Here is a 285-nt window from a genome sequence, read left to right on the forward strand (position 1 = left end):
CTCCCTTGTTGTTTTGCAAACCTACTGAAAGGGAATTGATGTACTCAATACATCCATCAAAATTGTCAAGAAGAAACAAGCATCGGGCTTTTAATTGCACGACACGGGCATATTGCTGTGAGTCTCCTGCGTATTTTTTTAACAGTACCTCGGCCTCATTTAATGCTCTTTGTGGGTTGGTTTTCAGAAGTCTGAAGGCATCATTTATGTCCTGACATGCCTGTACACGAGAGTAAGCCGGATAGCGCTGGGAATGCCGTTGTGAAAGCTGGCGGTGCTCAGAGT

It is taken from the genome of Parendozoicomonas verongulae (assembly GCF_009711465.1).
GTDB classification, from domain to species: domain Bacteria; phylum Pseudomonadota; class Gammaproteobacteria; order Pseudomonadales; family Endozoicomonadaceae; genus Sansalvadorimonas; species Sansalvadorimonas verongulae.